Origin of the sequence: Pseudomonas defluvii, from assembly GCF_001695625.1 — a bacterium.
In the GTDB taxonomy this organism is placed as follows: domain Bacteria; phylum Pseudomonadota; class Gammaproteobacteria; order Pseudomonadales; family Pseudomonadaceae; genus Aquipseudomonas; species Aquipseudomonas defluvii.
The window spans coordinates 1-1,218 of the sequence record NZ_MBPN01000274.1 but is presented as its reverse complement, the minus strand read 5'-3'; the positions used below and the strand labels follow the sequence as shown (position 1 = coordinate 1,218).

Annotated in this window: 2 protein-coding genes; one reads left to right on the top strand and one right to left on the bottom strand. The window is 60.3% G+C overall.

Going from position 1 to position 1,218, the window contains the following annotated elements:
* A partial coding sequence (locus tag EKA13_RS27245) for an Lrp/AsnC family transcriptional regulator (protein WP_065762039.1) occupies positions 1 to 437 on the bottom strand: 437 nt, incomplete at its 3' end.
* 135 nt (positions 438 to 572) lie between these two features.
* Between EKA13_RS27245 and EKA13_RS27240 the strand changes: the two genes are divergently transcribed.
* On the top strand, positions 573 to 1,202 hold the full coding sequence (locus tag EKA13_RS27240) for a LysE family translocator (protein WP_065762038.1): 630 nt from the start codon (positions 573 to 575) through the stop codon (positions 1,200 to 1,202).
* Positions 1,203 to 1,218: the final 16 nt, after the last annotated feature.

Here is a 1,218-nt window from a genome sequence, read left to right as displayed (position 1 = left end):
TTGCTGCGAATATCCCGCACACCCGGCAGCTTGAGTAGCGACTCAGTGAGAAAGCGCTCGTAGTCGCGCAAATCAGGCACCACCACGTGCAGCAGGAAGTCCGACTCACCGGAGACCAGAAACGCCGAGATCACCTCTGGCAGCGCCAGCACGGCCACGCGGAAGTTTTCGGCTTCGACTTCATGATGGCGCTCGACCTTCACCCCCACGAAAACGGTTAACCCCAACCCGACGGCTTCCGCCTCCAGGCTGGCTTGATAGCCCCGTATTACCCCCGCCTCTTCCAGCTGGCGTACTCGACGCAAGCATGGCGACGGGGACAGGCCGATTTCCTCGGCCAACTGGACATTGGTGAGACGACCGTCACGCTGCAAGGCGGCGAGAATGCGTTTGTCGTAACCATCGAGCCTTGGGTAGCTCGGACGCTGAATTGGCATAGGCAGCCTGTTTGGTCAGGGTTGATTGGCACTATCTGCCAATAATATCCAACCTAAGGGTTCATTACGCAACCACCTGCCCCGCCTATGCGGCATAGAATTTTGTCTCCACTTCCCGCCCCGACGGTCGCTGCAATGGACGATAAACTTCTCTATCTCGCCACCCTTGCCATGATCTATCTCATGCCCGGCCCCGACATGATCCTGCTGCTACAGACCGGCGCCCGCCAGGGCCGCAGGTGTGCGCTGGCGACTGCATTGGGTCTAGCAATAGCACGGGCCTGTCATGTCACGCTGGCGGCAGTGGGCCTGGCATCGCTGTTCAAGGTTCTGCCCTGGACATTCGAGGTGGTCAAGCTCGCCGGCGCGGGGTATCTGCTTTGGCTAGGCCTCAGGATGTTCAAGGCGGTCAGCCATGGCGCACCGATCAACCAGCCTGTCGTAAGTATGCCGGGCCAGGGGCGGGCGGCCATACGACGCGGCATTCTGACCAACCTCCTCAACCCCAAGGCCTTGTTGTTCTGCTCCGTGCTGCTACCGCAATTCATCCATCCGGCCCAGGGGCCCGTGTTTGGCCAATTTGCAGTCTTGGGCGTGATCCTGGTGATCATCGGCGCGATGTTCGACGTGACCTACGCCACCGCTGGTGGCTGGATTGGCCGCCGCATGCAAACAAGCGTGATCGCGCAGAAGGTCCAGCAATGGCTGTTTGGTGGCATGCTGATCGGTTTCGCGCTACGGCTGGTTTGGGTTCAGCAGGCGTGACCGAAACTGGCTGCTA

Excerpts from the sequence above, each read along its gene's own strand:
- EKA13_RS27240 (WP_065762038.1), top strand. The coding sequence starts at position 573 with ATGGACGATAAACTTCTCTATCTCGCCACCCTTGCCATGATCTATCTC.